Origin of the sequence: Plantibacter sp. lyk4-40-MEA-4 (assembly GCF_030209415.1) — a bacterium.
Classification (GTDB): domain Bacteria; phylum Actinomycetota; class Actinomycetes; order Actinomycetales; family Microbacteriaceae; genus Plantibacter; species Plantibacter flavus_A.
This window is the reverse complement of the sequence record NZ_JARVSA010000007.1, coordinates 160707-185274: the sequence shown is the minus strand read 5'-3', so window position 1 is coordinate 185274 and position 24568 is coordinate 160707. Positions and strand designations below refer to the sequence as shown.

General features: G+C 70.9%; 22 protein-coding genes. 12 read left to right on the top strand and 10 right to left on the bottom strand.

Translation table 11 applies throughout. From position 1 onward, the window contains the following. The first annotated feature begins 124 nt into the window (after window positions 1-124). From QRN44_RS14135 to QRN44_RS14115, 5 genes are read left to right on the top strand one after another with little or no spacing between them, the layout of a single operon-like run. On the top strand, window positions 125-1636 hold the full coding sequence (locus tag QRN44_RS14135) for a DUF7847 domain-containing protein (protein ID WP_285039436.1): 1512 nt from the start codon (window positions 125-127) through the stop codon (window positions 1634-1636). Continuing rightward, complete coding sequence (locus QRN44_RS14130; RefSeq protein ID WP_285039435.1) at window positions 1633-2301, top strand: DUF4129 domain-containing protein; 669 nt, start codon at window positions 1633-1635, stop codon at window positions 2299-2301. The genes QRN44_RS14135 and QRN44_RS14130 overlap by 4 nt, the downstream gene beginning before the upstream one ends. Then, window positions 2298-3509 carry a DUF4350 domain-containing protein gene (locus tag QRN44_RS14125; RefSeq protein WP_285039434.1) on the top strand — a complete coding sequence of 404 codons (1212 nt, stop codon included), beginning with the start codon at window positions 2298-2300 and terminating at the stop codon, window positions 3507-3509. Before QRN44_RS14130 ends, QRN44_RS14125 begins: the two co-directional genes overlap by 4 nt. After that, a complete protein-coding gene (locus tag QRN44_RS14120; protein ID WP_121291863.1) occupies window positions 3506-4495 on the top strand; it encodes an AAA family ATPase in 990 nt (329 codons plus the stop codon). Before QRN44_RS14125 ends, QRN44_RS14120 begins: the two co-directional genes overlap by 4 nt. After that, window positions 4496-5803, top strand: coding sequence for a DUF58 domain-containing protein (locus QRN44_RS14115; RefSeq protein WP_121291864.1), 1308 nt, complete (start codon window positions 4496-4498; stop codon window positions 5801-5803). Between the two features lie 60 nt (window positions 5804-5863). On the opposite strand, the gene QRN44_RS14110 is transcribed toward QRN44_RS14115, so the two are convergent. Then, entirely contained in the window at window positions 5864-6730 is an 867-nt protein-coding gene (locus tag QRN44_RS14110; RefSeq protein ID WP_285039433.1) for a LysR family substrate-binding domain-containing protein, read from the bottom strand. Window positions 6731-6828: 98 nt separating this feature from the next. On the opposite strand from QRN44_RS14110, the gene QRN44_RS14105 reads away from it, so the two are divergent. Beyond that, a complete protein-coding gene (locus tag QRN44_RS14105; RefSeq protein ID WP_056012681.1) occupies window positions 6829-7224 on the top strand; it encodes a DUF5997 family protein in 396 nt (131 codons plus the stop codon). Between the two features lie 3 nt (window positions 7225-7227). Here the strand turns inward: QRN44_RS14105 and QRN44_RS14100 are convergent, their stop codons facing one another. After that, complete coding sequence (locus QRN44_RS14100) at window positions 7228-8223, bottom strand: stage II sporulation protein M (protein WP_285039432.1); 996 nt, start codon at window positions 8221-8223, stop codon at window positions 7228-7230. 67 nt (window positions 8224-8290) lie between these two features. Here QRN44_RS14100 and QRN44_RS14095 point away from each other — a divergent pair, with 67 nt between their 5' ends. Continuing rightward, window positions 8291-9151, top strand: coding sequence for an RDD family protein (locus QRN44_RS14095; protein ID WP_085513390.1), 861 nt, complete (start codon window positions 8291-8293; stop codon window positions 9149-9151). A gap of 22 nt (window positions 9152-9173) precedes the next feature. Here QRN44_RS14095 and ahcY read toward each other — a convergent pair whose 3' ends face one another. Both ahcY and QRN44_RS14085 read right to left on the bottom strand, forming a co-directional pair. Next, window positions 9174-10664 (bottom strand): adenosylhomocysteinase, encoded by a 1491-nt coding sequence (ahcY, locus tag QRN44_RS14090; RefSeq protein WP_285025859.1) that lies wholly within the window; start codon window positions 10662-10664, stop codon window positions 9174-9176. Window positions 10665-10746: 82 nt separating this feature from the next. Beyond that, window positions 10747-10956, bottom strand: a complete 210-nt coding sequence (locus QRN44_RS14085) for a DUF3499 family protein (RefSeq protein ID WP_369808449.1) — start codon at window positions 10954-10956, stop codon at window positions 10747-10749. 107 nt (window positions 10957-11063) lie between these two features. On the opposite strand from QRN44_RS14085, the gene QRN44_RS14080 reads away from it, so the two are divergent. Beyond that, entirely contained in the window at window positions 11064-11501 is a 438-nt protein-coding gene (locus QRN44_RS14080; RefSeq protein WP_064295223.1) for a metallopeptidase family protein, read from the top strand. A gap of 16 nt (window positions 11502-11517) precedes the next feature. On the opposite strand, the gene QRN44_RS14075 is transcribed toward QRN44_RS14080, so the two are convergent. The 5 genes from QRN44_RS14075 to QRN44_RS14055 form a co-directional block, all read right to left on the bottom strand. Continuing rightward, on the bottom strand, window positions 11518-12951 hold the full coding sequence (locus tag QRN44_RS14075; protein WP_121291867.1) for a DUF5719 family protein: 1434 nt from the start codon (window positions 12949-12951) through the stop codon (window positions 11518-11520). Next, on the bottom strand, window positions 12941-16309 hold the full coding sequence (locus QRN44_RS14070) for a glycosyltransferase (protein ID WP_285039431.1): 3369 nt from the start codon (window positions 16307-16309) through the stop codon (window positions 12941-12943). Before QRN44_RS14070 ends, QRN44_RS14075 begins: the two co-directional genes overlap by 11 nt. A 111-nt stretch (window positions 16310-16420) precedes the next feature. Beyond that, window positions 16421-16750: a WhiB family transcriptional regulator gene (locus tag QRN44_RS14065; RefSeq protein ID WP_079002812.1), complete on the bottom strand. Its 330-nt coding sequence runs from the start codon at window positions 16748-16750 to the stop codon at window positions 16421-16423. Between the two features lie 186 nt (window positions 16751-16936). Beyond that, window positions 16937-17899 (bottom strand): UDP-glucose 4-epimerase GalE, encoded by a 963-nt coding sequence (galE, locus tag QRN44_RS14060; protein ID WP_064295220.1) that lies wholly within the window; start codon window positions 17897-17899, stop codon window positions 16937-16939. A gap of 54 nt (window positions 17900-17953) precedes the next feature. Further along, complete coding sequence (locus QRN44_RS14055; RefSeq protein WP_153303456.1) at window positions 17954-18097, bottom strand: hypothetical protein; 144 nt, start codon at window positions 18095-18097, stop codon at window positions 17954-17956. Between the two features lie 93 nt (window positions 18098-18190). On the opposite strand from QRN44_RS14055, the gene QRN44_RS14050 reads away from it, so the two are divergent. Beyond that, the gene (locus tag QRN44_RS14050; protein ID WP_175117734.1) at window positions 18191-19171 is read left to right on the top strand and encodes a GlxA family transcriptional regulator; all 981 of its coding nucleotides are present in this window, start codon (window positions 18191-18193) and stop codon (window positions 19169-19171) included. 31 nt (window positions 19172-19202) lie between these two features. Here the strand turns inward: QRN44_RS14050 and manA are convergent, their stop codons facing one another. Then, a complete protein-coding gene (manA, locus tag QRN44_RS14045) occupies window positions 19203-20402 on the bottom strand; it encodes a mannose-6-phosphate isomerase, class I (protein ID WP_175117733.1) in 1200 nt (399 codons plus the stop codon). 196 nt (window positions 20403-20598) lie between these two features. Here manA and QRN44_RS14040 point away from each other — a divergent pair, with 196 nt between their 5' ends. Genes QRN44_RS14040 through QRN44_RS14030 form a run of 3 tightly spaced genes read left to right on the top strand, consistent with a single transcriptional unit; the run spans window position 20599 to window position 24546 of the window. After that, window positions 20599-21777, top strand: a complete 1179-nt coding sequence (locus QRN44_RS14040; RefSeq protein ID WP_175117732.1) for an acyl-CoA dehydrogenase family protein — start codon at window positions 20599-20601, stop codon at window positions 21775-21777. Window positions 21778-21833: 56 nt separating this feature from the next. Next, on the top strand, window positions 21834-23261 hold the full coding sequence (locus QRN44_RS14035; RefSeq protein ID WP_285039430.1) for an O-antigen ligase family protein: 1428 nt from the start codon (window positions 21834-21836) through the stop codon (window positions 23259-23261). Between the two features lie 7 nt (window positions 23262-23268). Beyond that, window positions 23269-24546: an O-antigen ligase family protein gene (locus QRN44_RS14030; protein WP_285039429.1), complete on the top strand. Its 1278-nt coding sequence runs from the start codon at window positions 23269-23271 to the stop codon at window positions 24544-24546. The last annotated feature ends 22 nt before the right edge of the window (window positions 24547-24568 follow it).

The window sequence follows — 24568 nt, the reverse complement described above, 5'->3', positions numbered from 1 at the left end:
ACCGGTGTCCTTACGTCTCGCCTCAGCGTAGTCGAAGTGTCCAGGAGAACCGCCGAACCGCCGGTCGCGGGCAGGCTCGGTGTGACAACATGGAGGGGTTCGAGACGGCGAGGGGGTGTTGCTGATGGACACGGAACAGCGAGCCGGGGGCGAGATGGGCGATCAGGATCCGAACCCGTGGGCGACGCCGCAGGGGCCACAGCAGCCGGTGGCGCCGGAGCAGGCGACACCGCAGCCGTCCCCACCGCAGCCGTCCCCACCGCAGCAGGGGTATCCGCAGCAGCCCGGCTCTCCGCCGCTAGTCCCACAGGGAGCCCCACAGCAACCCGGCTATCCGCCGCAGCAGGGATACCCGCAGCAGCCCGGGTATCCGGCGCAGCAGGGATACCCGCAGCAGCCCGGGTATCCGGCGCAGGCGGCGTACCCACAGCCGGGATACGGCCAGCAGCCGTATCCGCAGCAGGTCCCGCCCCAGTACACCCAGCCGTACCCTCAGGCTCAGCAGCCCGGGTACGGGACCCCTCCCTCGGCTCCGACCGCCGCCTACGACGCGAATCCCTACGCGACCGGTGCGTCCTGGGCCCCGGGTCCCCAGCAGGGATGGGCACCACCGCCGAAGCCGGGGCTCATCCCGCTCCGGCCGCTGTCCTTCAGCGATCTGTTCGGCGCGCCCTTCCTCGTGCTGCGCCGCAACCCGAAGGCGACGTTCGGGAGCGCCCTGCTGCTGCAGGGTCTCACCGCCGTCCTCTCCCTCGTCATCGTCGGCGTCGTCACCTGGCTCTCGCTGAGCCGGCTGTCGCAGGCGGCCCCTGGCGAAGAGGACGCCATCAGCGCCGGGGCCATCACGGCCATCATCCTGTCCTTCCTCATCCCGGTGGCGGTCTCGATCGCCGGTAGCGCGATCCTGCAGGGCATCATCGCGCAAGAGGTCGCTCGCGGCACCCTCGGCGAGAAGCTGCCACTCGGCGTGCTCTGGCGGCGCACGAAAGCGCGCTTCCTGCCGCTCATCGGGTACACCTTCCTCCTGATCGGTGTCGTGACGGTGTTCATCGCCGTCGCCGTGGGCCTCGGATTCGTGCTGACCGGTCTCGGCGGGACCGCGGGCGTGGTCCTGACGGTGGTCATGGGCATCGGCGCCCTGCTCGTCCTGATCGCCGCTTCCGTGTGGCTCGGGACGAAGTTCTCCCTCACACCGAGCATCATCGTCCTCGAGAACGGCAGGGTGTTCCCCTCGCTCGCTCGCTCCTGGCGTCTGACCGACGGCTATTTCTGGCGGACCTTCGGCGTCCAGTTCCTCGTCTCATCGGTCGTCAGCGTCGCGTCGCAGGTCGTCGCGACCCCGATCAGCCTGCTCGCGAGTCTCGTCCCCGTGCTGTTCGTCGGGGTGGACTCGGAGGCGACCATGATCGTCGCCACCATCGCAGCGCAGGGCCTGTCCCTGCTCGTCTCCGTCATCATCGGCGCGATCACGGTCGTCGTCATCAGTGCCACGTCGGCGGTCATCTATGTCGACCTGCGGATGCGCAAGGAGGGGCTCGACCTCGACCTCGCGCGGTTCGTCGAGGCGCGCGCGGGCGGTCGCGAGACGGTCGACAACCCCTTCGACGCCGCCGCCGGGGGCAAAGCGATCCGATGAGCCCGCTGTTCTTCGCGTCGCGCCTCGACGTCCCGCTCGTCCCGGATGCACCGGGCGCCCGGGACCTCCTGCAGCGTGAGCTGTCGAAGCCCGAGTACCAGACGGCGCAACCGTCGTTGTGGGACATCGTGTCGAAGGCGTTCTGGGACTGGGTGAACTCCCTCCGGGTACCGGGTGAGGGCCCCTTCACCGGCCTGTTCCCGATCATCGCGATGACCGTGGTCGTCGTCGGGATCGTCATCGCGTTCATCGTGTGGGGCCTCCCCCGCCTCAACCGGCGGAGCGCCCGTCAGCTCGACCTCTTCGGCGAACGCGACGATCGGACCGCCGAGCGGTTGCGTCAGGACGCGAGGACCGCCGCCGCGGCCGGCGACTGGACACTCGCGCTCCAGGAGCTGTATCGGGCGATCGCTCGCGGACTGTCCGAGCGGACGATCGTCGTGGTCACCCCCGGCACGACGGCGCACGGTTTCGCCGCCAGGGCGGCGGCCGCGTTCCCGCAGGACGGGCGCGCGCTCGCGGAGGCCGCGGACGTCTTCGACGCCGTCCGCTACCTCGAGGCGACGGGTACCGAGGCACAGTACCGGGAGCTCGAAGCACTCGACACGCGGCTCTCCGTCGCCGCGCCGCAACTCCTCGCCGACCCCGAGGAGCTGGTCCGGTGACGCTCACGACGAAGCCCACGGAACATGGGCAGCCCGAGCCCGACGTCGCCACACCACGGCTGCGGACCCGGCTGCGACGGAACCGGTTCTGGATCATCGCGGCGGTCTTCGCGGTCGGGATCGCCCTCGTGCTCATGTTCGCGACGCGAGGCGCGTCGATCGACGCGGCGCTGCTCAGTCCGGGCAACCAGACCCCGAACGGCGGACGCGCGCTCGCGCAGGTGCTCCGTCAGGAGGGCGTCACCGTGACGGAGACCACCACGCTCGATGCGACGCTCGAGGCGGTCGAGGACACCGACAGCACCGTCCTCCTGTTCGATCCCAGCGGGCTGCTCGACGCCTCGCAGCTCGAGCGGTTGGGCGACGCCGACGCCGGACTCGTCGTCGTCACCCCCCGGGCCGCGGCGCTCCGCACCCTGTTCCCCGGCGTCTCGTTCGCGGGCAGCTCGGATGCCTCCGACGTCCTGTCGTCCGACTGCGGCGACCCCACCGCCGAGCGGGCGGGGACGGTCACCGGTGGCTGGACGCTGTACACGACCACCGACGCCGAGGGCTGCTTCACGGCCGACAGCGGCGGGAGCGCGGTCGTGACGCAGGCGGACGGCGCACGGGTGCTCCTCGGCTCGGCCGACGCCCTGACGAACGACGTCGTCGACCGTGCGGGGAACGCCGCCCTCGCGCTCGGCCTGCTCGGCTCGACCGAGCAGTTGGTCTGGTACCTGCCGAGCCTCGCCGACGTGCCCGTCACCGGCCCCCCGAGCCTCGACGCGCTGACGCCGAGCTGGGTCGCCGGGGTCACCGGCACCGTCATCATCACGGCGATCCTGGCCATGTTCTGGCGCGGGCGGCGCTTCGGCCCGCTCGTCATCGAGGACCTGCCCGTCGCGGTCCGTGCGAGCGAGACGATGGAGGGGCGCGCACGCCTCTACCAGCGGTCCGGCAACCGTCAGCGGGCGCTGGACGCGCTGCGGATCGGCACCGTGTCCCGCCTCGCGGTCGCCGTGGGCCTCTCGCGCCACGCCTCGGTCGTCGAGGTCGCCGACACGGTCGCCGGACTCGCCGGACTCGACCCTCGGCACGTGCGGTCCGTCCTGCTCGACGCCGTACCGACGAGCGACGCCGAGCTCGTCTCCCTGTCCGATCACCTGCTCGATCTCGAAGCCGCCGTCGCGCGCGCCACGGACCTCACCGGAAGGAACCATCCATGACCGACGCCCCCGTGCCAGGATCCACCGCACCGAACCCGGACGACCTCCGGCGAGCACTCGCCCAGGTCCGCGTCGAGGTCGGCAAGGCCGTCGTGGGTCAGGACGCCGCCGTCACCGGGCTCGTCATCGCGCTCCTCGCCAAGGGCCACGCGCTCCTCGAGGGTGTGCCCGGCGTCGCGAAGACGCTGCTCGTCCGATCACTCAGCCACGCGCTCAGTCTGGACACGAAGCGTGTGCAGTTCACGCCCGACCTCATGCCCGGCGACGTCACGGGCTCCCTCGTCTACGACGCCAAGACCGGGGAGTTCGAGTTCCGCGAGGGCCCGGTGTTCACGAACATCCTGCTGGCCGACGAGATCAACCGCACGCCCCCGAAGACCCAGTCCGCCCTGCTGGAGGCGATGGAGGAGCGCCAGGTCAGCGTCGACGGCCGTTCCCTCCCGCTCCCGGACCCGTTCATCGTGGCCGCCACGCAGAACCCGATCGAGTACGAGGGCACCTACACACTCCCCGAGGCGCAGCTCGACCGCTTCCTGCTGAAGCTCGTCCTCGACGTGCCCGAACGCGACGTCGAGGTGGAGGTGCTCCGGCGGCATTCCGCCGGGTTCAGCCCGCGCGACCTCACGGCTGCGGGTGTCCTGCCGGTCATGGGCGCGGCCGATCTGCGGGCGGCGCAGCTCGAGGTCGGACGCGTGGGTGCCAGCGCCGACGTCCTCGCCTACATCGTCGACCTCGCGCGCGCCACGCGGCGCAGCCCGTCCGTCCGGCTCGGCGTCAGCCCCCGAGGGACGACCGCCCTCCTCGCGTCGGCGAAGGCCTGGGCCTGGTTGAGCGGCTACCAGTCGATCACCCCCGACCACGTGCAGACGATGGTCCTCCCGGTGTGGCGCCACCGCATGCAGCTGCGACCCGAGGCCGAGCTCGAGGGTGTCTCGGTCGACGCGATCCTGCGCTCGATCATGCAGCAGGTGCAGGTGCCCATCTAGATGGCCGTCACCGGGAGGTTCGTCGCGCTCGTCGCGTTCGGCATCGTGCCGATCGTGGTGCTCGGCGTGCTCACGGGCGACGCCGCTCCGGCGTTCATCGCGTGGCTCGTGCTCGCCGCCGCGCTCGGAGCGCTCGACCTGGCGGTCGCCGGTTCGCCTCGGGACATCGTCCTGCAGCGGCAGCTGCCGTCCCGGGTCAGGCTCGGTGACTCGGCGACGAGCACCCTCTTCCTCACCAACCGAGGACGTCGCCGCGTCCGGGCGCTGGTGCGCGACGCCTGGCAACCATCGGCCGGCGCGCCCACCGAGCGGCTCCGCGTCGACCTCCCGCCCGGTGAGCGGCGGAGCCTCAGCCTGGTGCTCACCCCGTTCCGTCGGGGCGAGCGACGGGTGTCCCAGGTCACGGTGCGGTCGTTCGGTCCGCTCGGTCTCTTCGCTCGACAGGCGACGCTGAACAGCGCCGGGCACCTCCGGGTCCTGCCGGCGTTCACTTCCCGGAAGCACCTCCCGAGCCGGATCGCACGCCTCCGCGAACTCGACGGCGCGACGAGCGTCATGGTCCGCGGTCAGGGCACCGAGTTCGACTCCCTCCGCGAATACGTGCGAGGTGACGACGTGCGTTCGATCGACTGGCGTGCCACGGCACGACGCGGCGACGTCATGATCCGCACCTGGCGGCCCGAGCGTGACCGCCGGGTCGTCATCGTCACCGACACCGGCCGCACTTCGGCTGCCCGCATCGCCGATGAGCCGCGCATCGACACGGCGTTCGAAGCCGCGCTCCTGTTGGCCGCGCTCGCCACGAGAGCCGGGGACCGCATCGACTATCTCGCCTACGACCGGCGGGTGCGTGGTCGCGTCCAGGGCGCGACCGGTGCCGAACTCCTCTCGAGGATGGTCGACGCGATGGCGCTCGTCGACCCGGAACTCATCGAGACCGACTGGGACGCCGTCCCCGGCCAGGTCAGACAGATCACGAACCAGCGCGCCCTCGTCGTCCTGCAGACCTCGATCGACGCCCCCGGGGCCGCGCGCGGGCTCCTCGCCGTCCTCCCCCAGCTCACGCAGCGCCACACGGTGGTCGTGACGAGCGTCGTCGACCCGGCGACCCTCGAGGCCACGCGCGACCGCGGCGACCGCGAGACCGTGTACCGCGCCGCTGCGGCCGAACGCGCCCTGCTCGACATCGAACGCGTGTCGGCGGCGATCAGACAGCTCGGGGCCGACGTCGTCACCGGTTCACCCGAGACCCTGCCTCCGGCGCTCGCCGACGCCTACATCGCGCTCAAGGCCTCCGGTCGACTCTGACCCGATCCGTCGCCGATCGACGGGGTCCCTCCGCGTGCCGGCGGGACCCGGGAGAACGGATCAGCGGCCCTTGCGCTTCTTGCGGCGTTCCCGGGCGAGCTCCTCCTGCTTGGCCTTCCGCGCGGCGAGCTGGGCGCCCCGGCTCGTCCCGGCGGCGGTGCCCTGGGTCGAGCCGGCCTTCGGCTTCTTCCGTCGTCTCGCGGCCTGCTGCGGTGCAGGAGCGGCGGCCTGCTCGGTCGGGGCGGACCGTCGCGAACTGTTGGCCGTGCGTCCGCGCACGATGCCGATGAACTCCTCCACGGCTTCGTCCTCGCGGTCCTGAGGCCACACCAGCACGACCGGGATGGATGGAAGATCGGCGATCGGACGGTACTCCACGTCCTTCCGCTGGTGCAGTCGCGCGACCGACTGCGGGACCACGACGATTCCGACCTCGGACGCGGCCAGCTCGACCGCGGCCTCCGGGTCGTCGGTCAACGGCGCCGCCGAGACGTCGAACCCGAGCGCGGCGGCACGTTCGGCCCACTCGAGGACGAGCGGCGTCATGATCAGCTGCTCGTCGGCGAGCGCGGCCATCCCGACCGTGTCCTCGGCTCCGAGCGCAGCGCCCTTGGCGAAGACGACGACGGGGAGCTCCTCGAACAGGGCGATCGTGTTCAGCCCGTCATGGTCGATCGGGACCCGGGCGAGCACGACGTCCGCTGCACCGGAGGCCAGGACCGCTCGCTGCTCGTCGAGGTCCACCCGGATCAGGCGGAGTTCGTCGTCCGGACGGCGCTCGCTCCAGATGCGCGCCCACTTCCCCGGGTTCACGCCGCGTGCGTAGGCGACGGTCAGCGCCGGCGGGACGATCTCCGGCACCGTGTCGGCGCCGATCCCGTCGTCGCCGATCTCGATCCCGTCGACCTGATCGTCCTGCCTGTCCATCGAAGCCTCCACTGCTCGGCTTGCCACACTACTGCAGCTCAGTCGACGGGTGATCCGGCCGGTTGGGCGAGGACACCGCAGCGAGGTACGCTGAGCGGATGGGTGCGAGCGAACAGATCATGAAACCGGCGACCGCGGCGAAGAAGCTCGGGGTCTACCTGCCGGCGACCCCGGCGTCGTTCCAGGAGGAGCCGATCACGCGGTCGGCGTTCCTCGAACTGCAGGCGAACCCGGCGGACTGGCTCGTCGAGCTCCGCAAGAACGGACCGCACCCGCGCGACGTCGTCGCCCGCAAGCTGGGCGTGTCGACCTCCGGTCTGGCTCGCGCCGAGATCACCGAGGCGTTGACCACCGAACAGATCCAGGAGCTGCTCCGCACGCTGCCTGCATGGCTCGTGCAGGAGCGTGCCGTCCACGCCGAGGTGAACGCCGAGAACGCCCGGGTCAACGCGAGGAACGCCGAGCGCCGCGCACGATCCGAAGCCGGCGAGTAGCCGTCAGCCGGCGACGATCCGCTTCGCGCCGGCCTCGAACTCAGCCAGGTCGCCGCGCTCCCCCGAGCGGTACGCGCGACCGCCCCACCAGCACATGTAGGTCAGGAACGCGGCGAGCGCTCCCCCGCCGATGAGCATCTTGATCGCCCACGGCCACGGTGCCGGCGTCACGAAGCCCTCGACGAGCCCCGAGACGAAGAGCACGATCACCAGCCCGATGGCGATCGTGAACAGCGCTCGGCCCTCCTCGGCAAGCGCCTGGCCCCTCGTCCGTGGCCCTGGTGCCACCCAGGCCCAGAAGATGCGGAGACCCGCCGCTGCCGCGACGAACACCGCCGTGAGCTCGAGCATGCCGTGCGGGAGGATGTACTCGAAGAACACGTCACCCTTGCCGTAGGCGAACATCACCCCTGCGGCCTGCCCGACCCCCTGGGCGTTGGTGACGATGATGTACGGGACCCAGACGCCGCTGATGCCGAACGCCACGCATTGCGCCGCGATCCACGCGTTGTTCGTCCACACCTGGCCGGCGAAGCTCGCAGCCGGGTTGTCGGAGTAGTAGGCGACGAAGTCGTCCTCGACGTACTGCTTGAGCTGGGCGTCGGTCCCGAGGTTCGCGAGGACCTGCGGGTTGCCGGCGATCCACACGGCGTACAGGGTCGCGATGACGACCGTCGCGACCGCGACCGCGAGAGTCACCCACCGGACCCGGTAGAGCGCGGCCGGCAGCGCCAGGACGAAGAACCGCGGGACACTCGACAACACGTTCGCACTGGCCCCGGTGAACCGGAGGCGCGCCCGCGACAGCGACACCGAGAGGCGGTCGCCGACGAGGGTCGATCCGGCCGTCGTCTTGATCGCGGAGAGCTGGGTCGCCCCGGCTTGATAGCGGTCGATCAGCTCATCGGCCTCCGGCCCGCTGAAGAACCGCTGCTTGCCGAGCGCGTCGAGGCGGTCCCATTCCTGGCGGTGGGCTGCGGAGTAGGCGTCGAGGTCCATCGCAGCCATGCTACGCGTTGGCGGCGCTCCATGGCCGGTCCCCCGCGCATCTGCTTGAATGGAGCACATGTCCGAACCGGCCCGGGTCCCGCTGCACGAGACGACGCTGGACGACGGCACCGAGCTGATCACCGGCGAGGCGGTCGCCCTCGACGTGCGGCCCACGGGGTTCATCCTGCGCGCGGCGGGCGCCATCATCGACTACGTGGTGTCGATCCTCGTGTTCGTCGGCCTCATGCTCGCGATGTTCTCCTGGATCCTGTCCGGGGTCGCCATGGACACCGCGATGTTCACCGCCATCGTGCTCGGCCTGACGGTGCTCTGCCTCGTCGTCCTGCCGGCAGCGGTCGAGATCGCCACCCGCGGACGGTCGCTCGGCAGACTCGTGGTCGGTGCCCGCATCGTCCGGGACGACGGGGGTGCACCCGGCTTCCGGCACGCGTTCATCCGGGCCCTCACCGGGTACTTCGAGATCTACGCCACAGCTGGCGGCATCGCCGCACTCACCGGCCTGCTCAGTGCTCGATCGAAGCGTCTGGGCGACGTGCTCGCCGGGACCTACAGCCAACGTGAGCGTCTGCCGCGGGTGGTGGAGCCCGTCGCGATGATCCCACCGCAGCTCGCCGCCTGGGCCGGCGGCGCCGACGTGGCCCGACTGCCCGACCCGCTGGCGCGGCGCGTCACCCAGTTCCTCAAGCAGGCCGGCTCACTGACCCCGGCCACGAGGACCCGATTGGCGGCCGAACTCGCGGCAGAGGTGTCCCGATTCGTGTCGCCCCTGCCGATCGCTCCGCCGGAGGCGTTCCTCGTCGGGGTCTCCGTCATCCGCCGGGAGCGCGAGTACCAGGCCCAGCTCGCAGCCCGTCAGCGCCTGTCGCTCCTCCAGCCGGTGCTGAGCGGTCAGCCGCACCGGTTCCCCGACCGCTGAGGCGGGGAACCGGCGACACCGCCTAGTAGCGGTAGTGGTCGACCTTGTACGGGCCCTCGACCGGCACACCGATGTAGTCGGCCTGCTCGCCCGTGAGCGTCGTCAGCTGCACGCCGAGCGCGTCGAGGTGCAGGCGAGCGACCTTCTCGTCGAGGTGCTTCGGCAGCACGTACACGCCGATCGGGTACTCCTCGATCCGCGTCCAGAGCTCGAGCTGCGCGAGCACCTGGTTCGTGAAGGAGTTGCTCATCACGAACGAGGGGTGCCCCGTCGCGTTCCCGAGGTTCATGAGGCGTCCCTCGCTGAGCACGAGGACGCTGCGCCCCGTGGGGAGGCGCCACTCGTGGACCTGGGGCTTGATCTCGATCTTCTCGGCGCCCTCGAGCGCCTCGAGCGAGGCCATGTCGATCTCGTTGTCGAAGTGCCCGACGTTCGAGACGATCGCGAGGTGCTTGAGCGCGAGGATGTGGTCGAGGGTGACGACGTTGAAGTTGCCGGTGCACGTCACGATGATGTCGACCTGGTCGGCGACGCTCTCGAGGGTCGCGACCTGGAAGCCGTCCATCGACGCCTGGAGGGCGCAGATCGGGTCGACCTCGGAGACGATGACCCGAGCGCCCTGGCCGCGGAGGGCCTCGGCCGCGCCCTTCCCGACGTCGCCGTAGCCCGCGACGAAGACGACCTTGCCACCGATGAGCACGTCGGTCGCGCGGTTGAGGCCGTCCGGCAGCGAGTGCCGGATGCCGTACTTGTTGTCGAACTTGCTCTTCGTGACCGAGTCGTTCACGTTGATCGCGGGGAACAGCAGCTCACCCTGCTTCGCCAGCTCGTAGAGGCGGTGGACACCGGTGGTGGTCTCCTCGGTCACGCCGAGGATGTCGGCGGCGACCTTCGTCCAGCGGTCGCTGCTGCCGGCGAGCGAGCGGCGGAGCACGTCGAGGACGATGCTGTACTCGTGGCTGTCGGCGTCGGTCGTGTCGGGGACCGCTCCGGCCAGCTCGAACCGACGGCCCTGGTGAACGAGCATGCTCGCGTCGCCACCGTCGTCGAGGATGAGGTTGGGGCCGGTCCACTCGGCTCCGGCCGCGGCCGCTTCGGTCGACCAGTCGAAGATCTGCTCGGTGCACCACCAGTACTCTTCGAGCGTCTCGCCCTTCCAGGCGAAGACCGGCACACCGGCCGGTGCCTCGACGGTCCCGTGCGGACCGACTGCGACGGCGGCCGCCGCCTCGTCCTGGGTCGAGAAGATGTTGCAGCTCGCCCAGCGGACCTGGGCACCGAGCGCGACGAGCGTCTCGATGAGCACCGCGGTCTGCACCGTCATGTGCAGCGAACCGGCGATACGGGCGCCGGCGAGGGGCTGGCTCGCGCCGAACTCCTCGCGGAGGGCCATCAGGCCGGGCATCTCGTTCTCGGCGAGGCGGAGCTGGTGTCGGCCGGCCTCGGCGAGCGACAGGTCGGCCACCTTGTAGGGCAGGGTGGTCGTGGGGGCAGACGGTGCGGAAGAACTCATGACGCCATTCTCGCAGACCGTCACGCGTCGTGGACCTTCATGTCGGCCCCGAGATCGGCACGGCGCGGTGGGATGCCGCTGGTCAGGAGCCGTAGCCGACGTCGCCGAGGACGCTGTGCTTCACGACGCTCCAGCCCTGCGGCACGCTCAGCCGTACGGCATGGATGGAGCAGAGGTCGTAGCTGTGTGGACTCTTCTCGATGCTCAGCGGTCCGAGGACGGCCATCGAGTCACGGTAGTCATAGGTCAGCGTCGCTACGGGCTCGCGCGAGCAGCCGACCTTCGAACACATCCTGTCCACCATTTGCCCCAGCGTAGCCCGGGGGCGCCGGCGGCACCGTCCGGCTCGCCGGTCGAGCGGGTCTGAACCGGGCCGCCGACGACACCTAGACTGGACGCATGGCGCAGGCTGACGAGGAGACGCGAGGCGCCCTCTCGCGCCGCCGATCACGGCACGGTCGCAACGGTCGTTCGAGCGTCGTCGGACCGGACGTGCCACCGATCGACACCCGGATCGACCAGTTCGACCTGACGGTCGCCACCACCGCCGACTACCTCCGCGGAGCCTGGCCCGCCGAACTCGCCGACGTCCGGTTCGAGGTCGGCGCGATGCCGGCGCAGAACTCCGGGACGGACGGCGTCGACCGTTGGTTCGTCGACCGAGCACGCCGACGGATCATCCTGTACCGGCTGCCCATCCAGCGGATGAGCAAGCTCCACCGGAACGACGAGCTGCATCAGCGCATGATGGTGGAGAGCTGCGTGTTCCGCGCCGTCGCCGAGCTCCTCGGCAAGGACCCCTGGGACCTCGGGCCGGAACGCTACCGGTTCCTCTGACCCGCGGCCGCCGCGGTCAGCGCGGGTAGACGCTGATCGGCGCCGCCAGCGGGTTCGGCGGTGTGACCGGCAGTGATGTGAGCCGCCCCGCCGCAGCGAGACTGATCGAGGCGTGGAGGCCGTCGCCCCCGGCGAGGACGTAACTCTGACCCGAGCCGACGCCGAGCGTCACCGCCGCGCCTGCCCCGATCTTCGCCGTGGTCTCCTTGCCGTCAGCCCCCGTCAACGTGAGTTCGGCGTCGGTGCCGGTCGGGTTGAAGACGTGGAGCTTCTGCCCCGGCCCGGTCGGGACGGTGAAGGCCGCGGTGTCGTCGAGTGCGGGCGTCGCTCCGAACCAGGCGAAGTCCTCGAGCGTTCCGCCGCGCGAGTTCGTCCTGGCCGCGGCGACCACCGGTCGGGTCGAGGTGACCTCCAGCGAGAACTCACCGGCCGGGAGGTCGGCCAGGGCGATCTCGCCGGGAACGCCCGGCTGGATGGTGGCGTCGATGACGATCGGCTCGTCCTTCGCGTTCTCCCGAGTGGCGGTGATCACGACGTCGGCGGGCTCGGATCCCGGCGCGAACAGTCTGAGGGCCGTGGCCCGGTCGTCGACGGACGCGGTGTCGGAGCTCGCCCCTGCGGCCGCCGGAGCCGTGACGACGACGCCCGGGATCACGAGGTCGGTCGAGGGCGACGCGGTCGGCCCCTGGACCTCCACGCCGCCGGGGGTCAGGACGCGGACCGTGCTCTGCTGGAGCGCGGCCACCACCTGACCACCCTCGCTCGTCACGTGCACGACGGGGGTCGGCTCGTTGGGCGCGAGGCCGGTGAGGGCGATCACCCGCTGCGTGCCGGTGGCGACGACGATCCCGGCGGCGCCCGGAGCGTCGATCCGCCCGGCAGCACCGAAGACCTCGAGGGTCACGTTCGCATCGACGGCCGACGGATTGCTCAGCAGGACCAGCGTGGTGCGACCGATGTCGCTCGACCCGCCGACGAGCCAGCTCTCGGCCGAGGCCGGCGTGCAGGCGGCAGCCGCCAGACCGGCGACCTCGGCTTCGGCGGCGATCTGCGACTGCGCGCCACTCAGTGGGGTCACCGTCCCGTCGGTCGCGCCGGGGACGGTGATCACCGTGGGCCCGCCGTCCGCCGCGCCGCTCGTGTTGTCGGGTGCGGCCAGCTCACGCGTCGTGGGCGTCACCCCGTTCGCTCCGAAGTCGACACTCGCCGGGCCGAAGGAGCCGGCTGCCGTGGCGGCCGTCGCGTCCTGGGCCAGGGCGAGCAGCGGCCCAGGGCACACGACCGACTGGTCGCCGGCCACCGGAGTGACTCGGATGTCCTGAGGGGCGATCTCGACCGTCGGGAGGGGCAGTTGCCCGGCCGCTGCGATCGTGACCGCGGCGATCCCGATCCCGACGAGGCCGGTGACGATCCGACCGGAGGTGATGGCGACTCCGCGCTTACTGGGCATGCGGCTGCTCCGTTCCCGGGGTGTCCCGGCGGGTGGTGTCGGTATCCGGCGTCGTCTCGGTCGCGTCGCTCGGATCCGCCTCGGACACGACGGCATCGCCCGTGGCGATCGCCGGTTCGTCGGGGACCTGGTCGGCCGTGGTGTTCGAGTCCACGACGGCGTCGGCGGCCGGCGTCGATCCGGTCACGTCGGGGTCCGGGTCGACGGCGTCTTCCACCACCACCCCGGTTCCATCGCGAGCGACGGTGTCATCGGCCGACGCGGCGTCGGGGGTCGACGGAGCGTCATCGACCGACACGGCGTCATCGGCTGCCTCGGCCTGTGCCGACGCGGGAGCGGGTGCCCCGGCGGAGGCCTGACCCCGGCGCCACCAGCGCGGCTTGGAGGGACGGGTCGACCCGTCGGCGGTGTCGGCCGACGCGGATCCCTCCGCCTCGTCGTCGAGATCGGCGGTCGGTTCCTCGTCGTCATAGGTGCCGGTCGCGTCGTCGTCGATCACCGCGACCGTCGCCCCGGACGCGGCCGCCTTACGAGCGGCACGGCCCTTCAGCTTCGCCGGCTTCCTGGATCCCGCGCGGTACCCGTCGCGGGACGCACCGTTGGGGATGCTCAGGAGCAGGGTGATGAGGAACACGACGCCCAGGCCGACACCGATGAGGGTGCCGAGCACGTTGGACGTGGGGAGCTCGGGGCCGGTGCCGACGTCCGCGACGGTGCGCCAGAGCGTCCCGCTCGTCGTGTCACCGACGGCGACCAGCGCTGCGTTGGCGTCGAGCGCACTCGCCGCACGACCGGCGGTCTGACCCGCCACCGTCTGCTCCTCGCCGTCTGCGACCGGCGACAGCAGCACGAAGGCGATGCCGTGCTCGACGAGGGTCTCCGTCGGGTCCAGTCCGCTCTGCGACGCGAGGTTGCCGGCGAGCTCGGCGACGACGCGGTCGTCCGAGGACACGCCGGGGGCCGTCTGGGCGATGGTCGACTGGCCGTCGAGCGTCTCCCCCTGGCCACGGATGACGACCGCGGTGATGGTGCCGTCGTCACCGGGTGTGATGACGAGGGTGCCGAGCCGAGGATCGGTCTGCGTCGCGGCCGTCACATAGGCGGGCAGCTGGCGGCCGGAGCTCTCACGGACCACCGAGGTGCCGAGGGGCTGGGCGAGGGCGAGTGGGAGGGCGATGACCGCAGCGGCGATGACCATGACGAGCGCCGGGACCGCCCGGAACCGTGGGATGCGGTCGAGGCCGAGGGTCGCAGCGCCCACGATTCCGAGCCAGTACAGGCTGATCGCCGCACCGGCCCAGACAGGGACGGCCGTTCCGGCGGCGGAGGCGAGGAGGAGATGCGTGGCGAACACCGCCGACACGAGACCGAGGAACGCCGCGATGAGCAATGGGACGGCCCGTCGGGAGCCCGGGAGGAACAGGGCCAGCAGAGCGACGATCGCGAGCGGCGCGAGCAGCGCGGGCACCACGATCACGGGAGCCGCACCCGGCAGCCCGAGCGCCGCACCGAGCTGGCTCCATCCACCCAGGCTGCCGCCGGGGAAGCCGAGGGACAGTTGCCAGCCGGACGCCGCGGTCGCAGGCGTCGCGACACCCGGGTCGGCGAGGAGTCCGAGCCAGTTGTTGCGATGGATGCCCTGCTGCCAGATGAGCGGAGCGAACAGCGCGATGGCGGGGATCGGGACGAGGCCGACCCTGGCGACTCCCCGACCGGCGAAGACCATCGCCACGAGCCAGATGACGAGCAACGCCGGGGCGAGGGAGGGCGAGCTCGCGACGATTGCGGCGAACAGGAAGGCGCTCGTGCCGGCTGCGGCCCACGACCGGGAAGCGACCACTCCCGCATAGAACAGCCAGGGCAGCAGGACGTGGACGATGACGGCCGCGGGACGACCGTCGGCCAGCGCCGTCAGGAGCGTCGGGGCGAGCGCCCAGAGCAGCGCCGCCACCGCACGGGGTCCGCTGCGCTCCGTGAGCCGGGTGGCGGCGAACCAGGCGCCGAGCGCGGAGAGCGGCAACGCGAGCAGGAAGAGCAGGACCAGGGAGAACGAGGGCTGCCAGAAGGTGATGGTCCCGAGCACCGCGAGGACGGCGCTGAACGGGTCGGCGGCACCGACGAACCCGAGGCCGACGTCGCGCCACCCGAAGCCGATGTGCTGCCAGAGGTCGCCGACCGTCGCCGAGAGCGGGAGGAGTCCCCCGCCGGTGAGGTAGGTGGCGCCGAGGAGCGGGGCGAGGATCGCCGCTCCGATGACCGCCGTGGCGAGGACGACCCAGGCGCCTCCGCCGGAGAAGAAGCGGAGGTCGCGTTCCTCGCCGATGAAGCCGATCTGCGTCGCCTCCCGCGCGAGCGCGCGTTTGCGTCGCACCTCGTCGAGTCGCATCCGCAAGCCGGCGATGCTCGACCAGCCCAAGGTCCGGTTCTTCGCGAGCTGGCGCCGGGCGCTCCCGACCTTCGTCCCGGAGAACGCGACGGCGAACGCCGCCGAGAGCTCGCCCAACACGAGCTCGGGTTGCTTCTTCACGAAGTGGCCGATGACCCGGAGGATGGCGAGGGGCACGAGGCTGAGCCAGTGCACCGGGACCATGATCCCGGGCGCATAGACGAGACGGCGGTGGAGCTGTGCGGCGCGGGCCTGACGGTGGCGGCGGCGACGCGCGCCGAGCCGGTTCGACCAGGAGGGCCCGGCGATGCCTTCACCCGCGGAGGCGACCCGCGCCGTCGGCACGACCGCGACCAGGTAGCCCGCGAGGCGGGTCCTGATGCAGAAGTCGAGGGCGTCGTCCGCCACGAGGGCCTGGTCGAAGCCGCCCAACTGTTCCCACAGCTGATGGCGGACGAGCATGCCGGCCGGACCGACCGCCATCACGTCGTTCATCGTGTCGTGCTGGGCCTGGTCGAGCTCGTCCTCGACCACCGGGACCGCCGCACCGAGGGTGGTGATCGTCTCGCCGTAGCGACGGAGGAACGACGCGTCGTCCCAGTCGAGGATCTTCGGGCCGGCCACACCGACGGACGGTGAGACCTCGAGGGCACCCAACAGTGCGGCGAGCGCCGTCGGCTCGGGAGCCGTGTCCTCCGAGAGCAACCAGAGCATCTGCTCGGCGTCCTCCGGCTGATCGGTGACGCGGACGCCGGCGGCCACGGCCTGCGCGAAGCTGAGGTCCTCGGTCGAGGTCACGAGCTTCATGCCGGGGACGCGGCCGAGTTCCTCGATCGTCGCCTCACTCGCGCGGGTGGCGACGGCGATGATCCCGTCCGCCGGACGGGTCTGGGCACGGAGGGCGTCGAGCGTGCGTGCGAGCGGCTCTGAGCCGTCGCGCACCACGAGAATCGCCGTTACTCGGGGAGACATCGGATTCAGACTAAGCGGGTGCGGCCGGAAGAGCGGGAACCGAGCGGGCGCGCCCCGAATCGGCGGCGTTCCGGTGAGCCGGGAGCGGCTCGGTCGGCGTTCGAAGGAGCGTCAGACGGCGCGTTTGCGCAGCTTCCGGCGCTCGCGCTCGGAGAGGCCGCCCCAGATGCCGAAGCGCTCATCGTTCGCGAGCGCGTACTCCAGGCACTGCGACTTCACGTCGCAGCTGGTGCAGATCCGCTTCGCGTCGCGCGTGGATCCACCCTTCTCGGGGAAGAACGCCTCGGGGTCGGTTTGCGCGCACAGCGCATCGGTCTGCCAGGAGAGCTGGGTGTCGTCCTCGCCCTCCGCAGCGGGCTGACGAACGCCGGGGACTCCCAGATTGACCGGATCGACGAACCAGTCGTCGGGTACTCCGGCACGATACTCAGGAATCGCCATACCGTCTCCCCACCTACTCGTACCCTGCGCCACGCGGCGCGATACATAATTACACCCTTGTAGTTATGGTCGAGTCAAGTCGCACATCGTAAAGCCTCAATCACGAGGTGAGGGTTCGCGACGCGCCGCGTGTGACCCGAACTGGGTGTCGGGGCCCGTCGGGGCGGATCGTACGGCCGCGCGACGTCAGTCGGCGGCGCGCCTGGCCCGCCATGCACTCTCCACCATCTGGCGCAGATCGTGTCGCATCCGCCAGTCGAGGTCGCGCGCTGCGAGCGCGCCGGACGCGACGATCCGTGCGGGATCGCCCGCCCTCCGCGGCATGATCTCGGGGGTGAAGTCGATCCCGGTCACCTCCGCCATCGCGGTCATGATCTCGCCGACGCTCGACCCGTCCCCGCTTCCGAGGTTGTACGCCGCCTCGAGGGGCTCACCCGCATCGAGCCGCTTGGCTGCGGCGACGTGCGCGGCCGCGAGATCCGCGACGTGCAGGTAGTCGCGGACGCAGGTGCCGTCCGGCGTCGGGTAGTCGTCGCCGTTGATGCGGGGGGTGCGTCCGGCGAGGAGCGCGTCGAAGACGAGCGGGAAGAGGTTGTGTGGGCTCGTGTCGTAGACCTCGTCCGTCCCGGAGCCGACGACGTTGAAGTACCGCAGCGACGTGTGGCGCAGCCCGGTGGCGACACCCTGGTCGCGGAGCAGCCACTCACCGATGAGCTTGGACTCACCGTAGGGCGACTCGGGCGCTTTCGGGGTGTCTTCGGTGACGAGGTCGACGTCCGTGGTCCCGTACACCGCGGCGCTCGACGAGAAGACGATGCGCTCCACCCGGTGCTCCTCCATCGCGGCGAGCAGCATCGCGGTGGCCGTGACGTTCTGGGCGTACGTGTGGAGCGGGCGCTGCACGGAGACACCCGCGTACTTGTACCCGGCGACGTGGACGACACCGCTCAGCTCGAACTCGGAGAAGGTGCGCTCGAGGACCGAGCCGTCGAGCAGGGTTCCGCGGACGAACGGCACACCCGCAGGAACGAAGCGCTCGTGTCCGCTCGACAGGTCGTCGAGGACGACGACGTCGATCCCCTCCGCTTGGAAGGCCCGCACCACATGGGCTCCGATGTATCCGGCTCCGCCCGTCACCAGCCACGCCACGATGCTTCCTCCAGGGAGTCCTCCACCTGCCGTGCTGCAGACGGAGTGACCAGACTACTGGAGGCGCGTGCGTCGTGCGCCGGCACGGCTGGGGACACGGCGATAGCCGTCGGTCAGGACGGCGCGGAGGGTCGCGGCGGAAGCCACGACGGCGATGAGGACGGTGAGGATGCCGATGACGAGTGCGATGATGGACATGTCTGAAACTCTAGGAATGGCGAAAAACTGCCACCAGTGGCAGGATGGACGCAAATGAGCAGATTCCTGCCAAATCGATCATCCGGAGGTCCCATGCTGTCGAAGGTCGCCCTGCTCGCCATTCCGGGGTTGCAACCGTTCGAGTTCAGCGTCGTCTGCGAGGTCTTCGGCATCGACCGGTCGGACCAGGGCGGTCCCGCCTTCGACCTCCGCATCGTCACGAAGGACCCCGGTCCGGTCCGGATGAACCTGAGCGACGACGGTGCGCGGGGCTTCGACATGGTCGTCGACGACGACCTGTCGTTCGCGGCCGAGGCGGACCTCGTGGTGATCACCGGTCGTGGTGGATCGCGTGCCGGAGCGGTCGACGAGGCCTACCTCGACGTCCTCCGAGCGGCGGAGGCACGGGGTGCCTGGGTCCTCAGCGTGTGCAGCGGGTCGTTCGTCCTCGGTCAGGCAGGACTGCTCGACGGTCGGCGCAGCACGACCCACTGGATGTACACCAGCGAGCAGCAGACGACGTTCCCGGGCACCACCGTCGACCCGGACGTGCTGTTCGTCGAGGACCGCAAGGTCATCACGGGCGCGGGGACCGCGGCCGGCATCGACGCGTGTCTGCACCTGGTACGACAGGAGTACGGCGCGGCGAGCGCCAACGTCATCGCCCGCAGGATGGTCGTCCCGCCACAGCGCGACGGCGGTCAGGCGCAATACGTCCTCTCCCCCGTCGCGGCGCAGCAGTGCGAGTCGCTCGCCCCGGTCGTCGACTGGATGCTCGACCACCTCGCCGAGGACCTGCCCATCGGGCGCCTCGCGCGGCAGGCGCACATGTCCGAGCGGACCTTCGCACGCCGCTTCCGCTCGGAGCTCGGCAGCACGCCGGCCGCCTGGCTGAACCGGCAACGCCTGTTCCGAGCCCAGGAGATGCTCGAACGGACCGACCACGGTGTCGAGCGGATCGCGGCCGACACCGGGTTCGGCACCGCAGCCGTCCTCCGTCACCACTTCGACCGCGTCCTCGGGACCACGCCTGCCGCCTACCGGCGGAGTTTCGGGGTGCGGGAGAGCGCCTGAGCTGGGTGGACCGGGCCACCCGGCCGGGCGGTCAGGCCTGGGTCGTCGCCAGGAACAGGGTCCCGGTCCCGGAGAAGCGCAGCTCCGCCTCGTCGGGCGTGATGAAGGCGTAGCCACCTCGACCGAGCTCGATGGACGAGGTGGCTCCGGTGATCCGTACCGAGCCGTCGACCACGATCGCGATCCCGGGGCCGGGGAGTCGGAACGACGACCCCTGCTCGGACGGCTCACCGGACAGGTCCACCCGCAGCAGCTCGAAGTCCGGCACGTCGGGGACGAAGAGGCTGAGCCCCCCACCCAGGTCCGTCGGGGTGAGCCACGGCACCGGCCGCGGCTCGAACTCCAGGACCTCGAGCAGCTCGGGCACGTCGACGTGCTTCGGGGTGAGCCCGCCGCGCAGGACGTTGTCACTCGCGGCCATGAGCTCGACGCCGATGCCGCGGAGGTAGGCGTGGATGTTCCCGGCTGGGAGGTACAGCGCTTCGCCGGCTCGCAACGTGACGAGATTGAGGAGGAGTGCGACCGCGATGCCGGGATCGCCCGGATACTCCTGGGCGAGCCGTCCGACCAGGGTCCGCTCGGCGTCGAATGCACCCGAACCGGGAGCAGCGGCGGACGCGACGAGGGCGTCGAGCAGCCCGCCGGGGAGCTGCTCGAGCAGGGTTCGCACGGTGTCGCGGAGCCCGTCGGGGGCGGCCAGCATCCCGCGGAGCATGGTGATGCGCGCCGCAGCAGCCGGATCGGGCGACGAGGCCACCAGCTCGGCGAGCAGCGCATCGGTCGCATCGAGCTCGCGGAACCCGCAGAGCGCCTCGAAGCCGTCCCGGAGGGCGACGATGAGTTCCGGCTTGTGGAGCGCGTCCTTGTAGTTGCGGTGCGGGGCGTCGAGCGGCACCCCTCGCGCGTTCTCGGCGGCGAAGCCCGCGGCGGCGCGGTGCAGGTCGGGGTGGGCCTGCAGCGAGAGCGGATGAGCCGCTGCGAGGACCTTGAGGAGGAACGGCAGCGAGCCGTGCCCGCCGAGCGCGGAGGGATCGGCGGCGAGCCAGCGCTCGAGGTCGGCGTGTCCCCCCACCGTCGACGGATCCGCGATCGGCGTCGGCGCCCCGGGGTGTGCGCCGAGCCAGAGTTCCGCCTCCGGGCGCCCTGAGCGCTCGGACCCGAGCACCTCCGCGATCGCCGTCGACGACCCCCACGCGTAGTCACGAGGAGTGGCACGGAGCGGCACGAACATGGTGGGGCCCTTTCGACGGACGAGGGTGACGCGCCAGCCGGACCCTGGGGCCGCTTGGCGTCGTCCTACAAGCCGTGCGACGCGGTCGCCCGGCACCGTGCACCAAACTACCAAGCCGTTGTCCGCGCCGAGCGCACCTGCCTAGGCTGGCCGGGACGCCGATCCGGCGCCAGCGGACGCAATGGAGCAACGGACCATGATCTTCGAACCCCTCGCCAGCGACTTCTACGGCTTCGAGAGCCTTCTGACGGCTCCCGAGCAGGAGGCCATCGCCCGCCTTCGAGCCTGGGCCGAGACCGAGGCGAAGCCGATCGTGAACGAGTACTGGGAGCGAGCCGAGTTCCCGAAGCACCTCATCACCCCGCTCCTCGAGCTCGACGTCGCCCGATGGGCCTGGCCGGAGACGACGCCGTTCGAGAACAGCGCCGTGTTCCGCGGCCTCGCCTCGATGGAGCTCTCCCGGATCGACGCGTCGATCTCCACCTTCGTCGGGGTGCAGGACGGTCTCACCATGGGCTCGATCAGCGAGTGCGGCTCCCAGGAGCAGCAGGACGAATGGCTCCCGAAGCTCGCCTCCGGCGAGGTCCTCGGTGCCTTCGGACTCACCGAACCGCAATCGGGGTCGGACAGCGCACAGGGGCTCCGCACCACGGCGACCAGGGACGGCGACGACTGGATCCTGTCCGGCTCGAAACGGTGGATCGGCAATGCGACCTTCAGCGACATCACGATCATCTGGGCGAAGGACACCGCCGACGGTCAGGTGAAGGGCTTCATCGTGCCGACCGACTCCCCCGGCTACTCCGCGACCAAGATCGAGGGCAAGATCAGCCTGCGCATGGTGCAGAACGCCGACATCACCCTCGACGACGTCCGGGTCCCCGAGCGCCTCCGGCTGCAGCACGCGAACTCCTTCCGCGACACGGCGAAGGTACTGCGGCTCACGCGAGCCGGCGTCGCCTGGTCGAGTGTCGGCGTCGCTGTCGGCGCGTACGAGGCGGCGGTCGCCTACGCCAAGGAGCGCGTGCAGTTCGGCAAGCCGATCGCGGGCCACCAGCTGATCCAGGACCTCCTCTCGAAGTGCCTCGGGAACATCACCGCGTCGATGGCGATGTGCGTCCGGGTCTCGCAGATGCTCGACGAGGGCACCCAGCGCGACGAGCACTCCGCGCTCGCCAAGGCGTTCTGCACCGCGCGGATGCGCGAGACGGTCGCGTGGGCACGGGAGATCATGGGCGGGAACGGCATCGTGCTGGACTACCACGCCGCCCGGTTCTTCGCGGATGCCGAAGCCCTCTACAGCTATGAGGGCACGCGGGAGATGAACGCGCTCATCGTCGGGCGGGCCATCACCGGCACTGCGGCGTTCGTCTGACCACCGCGCTGGACCAGGGCCTCGGCGGCGGCCGCAGCCGCTACCCTGGGGGCACGATGCTGTCCACCGAACCCGCCCCGCCCCGCCCGCCGGCAGCGCTGACGACACGCGCACTCGTCGTCAGGCACGTCGCGGTGTTCGCGACGTTCGCGGTGCTCGCCGGGACGTTCTGGACGAACCTCTTCACCATCTGGGGCTACACGGCGGTGGCACTCGTCTCAGGTGGTGCCGCCCTCGCGTGCCTGATGGTCGTCCGCCCGAACTGGCGCCGCACCCGGGTGCCGTGGTCACTCGTCGGCTACGGGGTGCTGTCGATCGTCTCGATCGCCTGGTCCGCCTACCCCAGCGGCACGGCCGCGACCCTGCTCGGTGCGGCGCTGTGCACCATCCTCGGCGTGACCCTCGCCGGCTGTTTCTCCTGGCCCGAGGTCATCCGCGTCCTCGGCCGTGCCGTGACGTGGGTGCTGTCACTCTCCCTCCTCTTCGAGTTCGTCGTCGCGGCGATCATCCGGCACCCGGTCCTCCCGAACTTCTACGCCGGGGACTCGGCGGACCCGCCCCTGCTCGACTATTGGTCGCGGGACCTCCTGTTCTCCGGAGGACGTGTCCAGGGCATCTCGGGGAACGCCAACCTCCTCGCCGTGGTGGCGCTGCTCGGGATCATCGTCTTCGGGCTCCGGCTGGCGGCGCGCCGCGACGAGCCCGGCGCAGCCGGGCTGGCCGGCCCGGAACGTCGCTGGACCCTGCTCATCCGTCTCGGTCTCTCCGTCGTGATGTTCCTCCTGAGCTTCTCGACCACCATCCTGCTCGCCGCAGTGGTGACGGCGGTGGTCCTCGCCGCTGCACTGGCGATCCGTCGGGCACCTCGCCCGGAGGCGAGGACGCCGGTGTACCTCGGCTTCCTCGGCATCGGGGTCGTCGGTGCGGTGGGAGCGGTCGTCTTCCGGACGCAACTCCTCGGCCTGCTCGGGAAGAGCCCGGACCTCACCGGTCGACTCGACATCTGGGCGACCGTGTGGCGCCTCATCGAACAGCGGCCGGTCTTCGGATGGGGCTTCTCGAGTCCGTGGGCACCGTGGGAGCCGCTCTTCACCGACCTGGTCATCCGACGCGGCGTCCGACAGCTCCAGGCGCACAACGCCTGGCTCGACGTCTGGTTCCAACTCGGCGTCGTCGGCCTGGTGCTCTTCGCCGCGGTCGTCCTGTCCATGTTGACCCGCACCTGGTTCCTGGCCGTCGACCGTCCACGCGTCGACCTCGACGCACAGCGGCCGTACACGGCCCTGTCGCTCGCCCCCGTCCTCATCGCGGTCTCCCTCGTCGTGCAGTCGGTCGCGGAGAGCCGGATACTCATCGAATCCGGCTGGGTCCTCCTCGTGCTCCTCGTGGTGAAGACCAAGCAGGAACCCGCCTGGCCTGTTCCCACCGTCGCGGCCTCCTCCGACCTCGCACCCGCGCACCGGCGCGACGTCATCGGCGGATGAGCCCGGCGTGAGACCGGCGGACTTCGACGCGTTCTCCGTCGCCGCGCGCGTCCTGTCGTCGGCGCCGCTGGCCGCCGCGTTCGCCACCATCGCCGTCGCGACCGCCTTCGGTGAGCACCTCGTCACGAGCCTGATCGGTGTCGCCGGGTTCAGCGCGATGCTCGTCGGCCTCACGACGATCGGCACGGGCATCCTCCTCGCACGCCTCCCCATCATCGAGTGGCGTGGCCTCCTGCCGATCTCGGTCCTGCTGTTCCTCGCCTGGAGCGCGGTGTCGGTGGTGTGGAGCGCCACGCCCCTCGCGACCCTGCCCGCCATCGGCGGACAGCTCGCGTGGGCCTTCATCGCCATCGTGATCGCGCTGACCCGCGACACCATCCAGATCGTCCGGGCGACGGGCACCGCCTTCCGCGCGCTCCTCGGCACGTCCCTGGCGCTCGAGGTCGTGAGCGGCGTCCTCATCGACACCCCGTTGCCGTTCCTCGGCATCAGCGGGAACCTCGCCTTCGGCGGTCCGCTGGAGGGGGTCTTCGGAACCCGGAGCGCCCTCGGGATCGCGGCCCTGCTCGGTCTCGTCACCTTCGTCGTCGAATGGCGGACCCGTTCCGTGCGGCACGGGGTGACGATCGGGTCCATCGCGCTCGCCGCCGGGCTCATCCTCGGCACGCGCTCGCCGAGCGTCGCGCTCCTCGCCGCGGCCCTCGGCATCGCGACCGCCGTGCTCTACGTCTTCCGGCAACTCCGGCCGGAACCGCGCCGCACCTGGCAGTTCGTCCTGCTCACCGTCCTCGCGCTCATCGGCCTCATCGGGTACCTCTTCCGATCCGAGGTGTTCCGCGTCCTCGGTCTCGGGCTCGAAATCGAGCAGCGCTACGCACTCTGGCAGGAGACCCTGCGACGCCTGGCCCCGAGCGAGCTCAACGGCTGGGGCTGGACGGGCGGCTGGGTCTCCGATGCCGTCCCGTACCGGTTCATCGACGCGAGCCTCGGCCGCACGAACGACTCGGCGCTGAACGCCTACCTGGACGTGTACCTGCAGCTCGGACTGATCGGGCTCGCCCTGTTCCTCCTCCTCGGCGGTCTGGCGCTCGTGCGGACCTGGCTCATCGCGACCAACCGGCGCAGCGTCGTGCATGTCTGGGCTGCCCTCATCGTCGTGACCCTGCTCGCATCGGGCGCCGCCGAGAGCAGCCTGCTGCTGAGCGGCGGCTGGCTGCTCCTCGTCGTCTGCGCGGTCATCGGTGCCGGCGGACTGAGCTGGCGGCACAAGCTTCCGGAACGCTGAACCCGGCCCCGAGCGGCGCCGG